Annotated in this window: 4 protein-coding genes; all 4 read right to left on the bottom strand. The window is 73.0% G+C overall.

Going from position 1 to position 3,656, the window contains the following annotated elements:
* Positions 1-29: 29 nt before the first annotated feature.
* Positions 30-371, bottom strand: coding sequence for a nuclear transport factor 2 family protein (locus tag ACWGIU_RS32765; RefSeq protein ID WP_453711746.1), 342 nt, complete (start codon positions 369-371; stop codon positions 30-32).
* Positions 372-383: 12 nt separating this feature from the next.
* A complete protein-coding gene (locus ACWGIU_RS32760) occupies positions 384-1,910 on the bottom strand; it encodes an ATP-binding protein (protein WP_453711745.1) in 1,527 nt (508 codons plus the stop codon).
* On the bottom strand, positions 1,907-3,163 hold the full coding sequence (locus tag ACWGIU_RS32755) for an MFS transporter (RefSeq protein ID WP_453711744.1): 1,257 nt from the start codon (positions 3,161-3,163) through the stop codon (positions 1,907-1,909). Before ACWGIU_RS32755 ends, ACWGIU_RS32760 begins: the two co-directional genes overlap by 4 nt.
* A 62-nt stretch (positions 3,164-3,225) precedes the next feature.
* A partial coding sequence (locus ACWGIU_RS32750; protein ID WP_453711743.1) for a hypothetical protein occupies positions 3,226-3,656 on the bottom strand: 431 nt, incomplete at its 5' end.

Genomic DNA, 3,656 nt, shown 5'->3' with positions numbered 1-3,656 from the left:
CCCCGCACACGCTACCCAGATTCGGGCCGTCAGCCGCCGACTCCGGCGGTCTGGCGCCAGATTCGGCCATCGCGGACGACAAGTGTCCCGAACGCGTGCTCCGGTTCACCGTTCAGGCTCATGATCGCCCGGTAGAAGATGGTGTCTTCGGTCTCGATGTACTCCTGTAGTTCCACGAGCGCGGGCTTCACCGTGAGATAGCCGGTGAACGTCTCGCGAACCGCTTCGATCCCGACCGAGGCTCCCTCGAAGCGCAGCAGCACGGCGTCGTCGGTGTAGTTCTTCATCACCGCCTCGATGTCCAGGGCGGCCAGCGCCTCCATCTGGCGGACGAACACCGGGTGCAGCTTGGAGATGTCGTACTTGGCCATGTCGACTCCGTTTCAACTGGGAGAGGTGCCCACGATGGGTGCCATTTCGGGTGTTGGCGCAGGTGAGGCGCAGGACTGGGCGCTCCCGGCGAAGGGCAGCCGGACGACCATGCGGGTCTCACCGGGACGCGAGCGGGCGTTGATCGACCCGTGGTGGCGCTGGGTCACGATGCGGTAGCTGAGGTGCAGCCCCAGGCCCGTGCCCTTGCCCACGTCCTTGGTGGTGTAGAAGGGTTCGAAGATCCGCGGCAGGGATGCCGCCGGGATGCCGCGGCCGGTGTCGGCGATCTCCACGACCATGCAGACGCCCTCGGCGCGGGCGCGCAGGGTCAGTACGCCGGAGCCCTCCATGGCCTCGGCCGCGTTGTCGACCAGGTTGGTCCACACCTGGTTCAACTCACTCGGATAGCCCGTCAGTTCGGGCAGACCGGGCTCGTACTCACGCACGATGCTGATGCCGGCGAGCTTGGCACGCAGGACGACCAGCGTGTTCTCCAGTCCGTCGGTCACCGGGAAGCGCTGTTCGGGCGCCCGGTCGAGGTTGGCGTAATCCCGGGTGGCGGAGACGAGCTGGGAGATCCTGGGACCCGCGGCCCGGAGCTCCGCCGCGAGCGAGCGGATCTCCAGCAGCGCCGCCAGGTGGTCCAGGGCCGGCGCGAGGGCGGGTTCCCCCACACCGTCCAGCCGCTCCAGCAGCCAGGCCAGCTCCAGTCCGAGGTCCGCGACCCCGGATCCGAGCAGGCCGGGCCGTTCGGTGCCCGCCTCCTCGGCCCAGTCGGCGATCTCCTCCTCGGCGTCGGCCTGGGCGAACGGGTCGGTGGTCACCGGCGGCGGCAGCTTGTCCAGTTCGTCGGCGAGCCGGTCGAGGAGCGAGCGCTCCGCGCCCGAGGCGGCCGCGCCCCAGGCCTGCGCGGTACGGGTGAGCCGCTCCAGCGCGGGAGCCAGTTCCTGCGCGGCCCGGGCCACCGCGGCAGCCGGGTTGTTCAGCTCGTGGGCGAGCCCGGCGGCCAGGGTGCCGAGCGCCTCCACGGTGGCCCGCTTGCGGGCCTGCACCTCGGAGGACTTGATGCGCCAGGCCAGGACGGGGATCAGTACGGCGGCCACCCCGTGGCAGCGGGTCAGCATCTCGAAGAAGACCGGCTTCGGATAGGCCACCACCGTGGTCGACGGACCGCTGGCGGCCGCGGTGGCCACGTAGGAGCCGTCGGTCAGCAGGGGCAGTTCGCCGGTGAACCGGTGCGCGGCGGCCGGCTTGCCGTCGTGCGCCTCGGCGGCGGCGCTCTCCTCCTCGGTGGAGTGCCGGGTGAGCACCTCCTCCCGGCCGTCGACGACCTTGGTGACGACCAGCCCGCCGCGCAGCAGGACGTGGAAGCCGGTGGCCTGCTCCCCGTCCCGGAAGAGGACGTCGCCGTCGGCCAGGGTCCGGGGCTCCGACACCGAGACCAGCCAGTCCAGCTGCTCCTCGGTGATCCCCGCGAAGATCTCCAGCTCGCGCAGGGCCGACCGCAGCTGCGGGCCCTCCATGTCCGCCGCGTTCACGCCGTACTCCCCTCGGCCCGGGTACGGGCGGCCAGTCGCACGGTGGCCAGCAGGGCCAGCACGCACACGCCGGCCACGGCGGCCATGAATCCGACCGAGGTGCGGTGCAGCCCGTGGATGTTGGTGAGCATCCCGGCGAGGACCGCCGGCACGCTCATCGCGAGGTACGCGAAAACGTATACGGCCGCGGTCAGTTCACCGCGGTGCGCCGGCGGCGCGAGCGTGCTCAGCGCGCGGAAGGAACCGAGGAAGGCGGCCCCCCAGCCGCTGCCGAGGAGGGCCGTGGCGACGAGGAACACGGCGGCCGAGCGGATCCCCAGCGCGAGCAGCACCAGACCCAGTCCGGCGAGGAGGCCGGACAGGCCGAGCACGGCGGTGCGCAGCGCCTCGGTGCGGCCGAGCATCAGCTGGGCGGCGGTGGCGGCGCCCGCGAGCAGGGCGACCGTGGCCCCGCCGACCAGGTAGTTGGTGGACCGCAGCAGGGACAGCGCCAGGTGCGGTCCGAGCGAGAGGTAGAAGCCGCCCACCGACCAGACCGCGACGATGGTCAGGACGAGGACGGCGAAGCGGCCCCGGGCGTCCGCCGGTACCCGGATCCGGTGCGGGACCACCCGGAAGCGGCCGCCGGCACCGGGCGCGCTCTCCCGCATCCGGACCACCCCCACCAGGGTCAGGGCGAAGGCCCCGACCAGCAGCAGGTAGCTCAGCACGGTCGGGGCGGGCGCGAACTGGACGAGGAGTCCGGCCCCGATCCCGCCGAGCCCGATGCCCACGGTGGGGCCGGCGCTGTTGACCTGGGCGCCGAGCGCGGGTCTGGTAGCGGGGCTGAGTTCCAGCAGGGCCGCGCCCATCGCGCCGGTGGCCAGGCCCACGGCGAGCCCCTGGACGGCGCGGGCGGCCAGCAGCAGGCCGAGTCCCTGGGCCGCGGCGAACAGGACCATGGAGACCATGGCCAGGATCAGCGCGCCGCCCAGGACCGGGCGCCGGCCCAGGGTGTCGGAGAGGGAGCCGAACAGCAGGAGCCCGGCCAGCACGGTGACCGCGTACAGGGCGAAGACCACCGTGATCGTGCCCGAGGACAGCCCCCATTCCTGCTGGTAGAGCACATAGAGGGCGGAGGGCACGGAGGAGGAGAGCATCAGCAGGACGAGGACCGCTCCCACCACCCAGAAGCCGGAGCCTCTGGGCGCACTGGCCGCATGGGCGGCTGGGTGCACGGTTACCCCCGTGGTCGTCTTGGATGTGTCGGCCACTGCGTCACTCAACTCCCCCGTGATGGGGCCCGTGGCGGGCCCCGTGGTGTGCCCCTCTCGGGCTATCGGGCGAGAGCCTGCTCGGCCCTCTGCAAGGCTCGGGCCGTGAGGACCCCCACGAGATGACCGAGGTACTCGGCCGAGGTGCCGCGCCCGGGGACGAAGAGCTCCCTGGGTTCGGCGCGGAAGGCGGCGAGCACGGCGTCCGTGCGGTACGGGCCCCCGCGCAGCCGGTCCTCGACCCCGCGCAGCCGCAGTGCGCGGGAGGTGGCCCCGGTGACGGCGATGCGCGGTCCGCCGGGGGTGATCCGTACGGCGGTGGCGCACACCGGGTAGCGGGTGGCGCGGTCGGCGGTCTTCTCGAAGGCGGCGGCCGGGCCGGCGGCCGGCACCAGCAGCGCGGTGAGGACCGCGTCGGCGGGCGCGGGGCCGGCCGCCAGCTCCTCCGCGGCCAGGGTGGACCGCCCGCCGGGGCCGGCCAGTTCGACCACGG

This window comes from Streptomyces sp. NPDC054840 (genome assembly GCF_053611065.1).
This window is presented reverse-complemented; position numbering and strand designations above follow the sequence as displayed.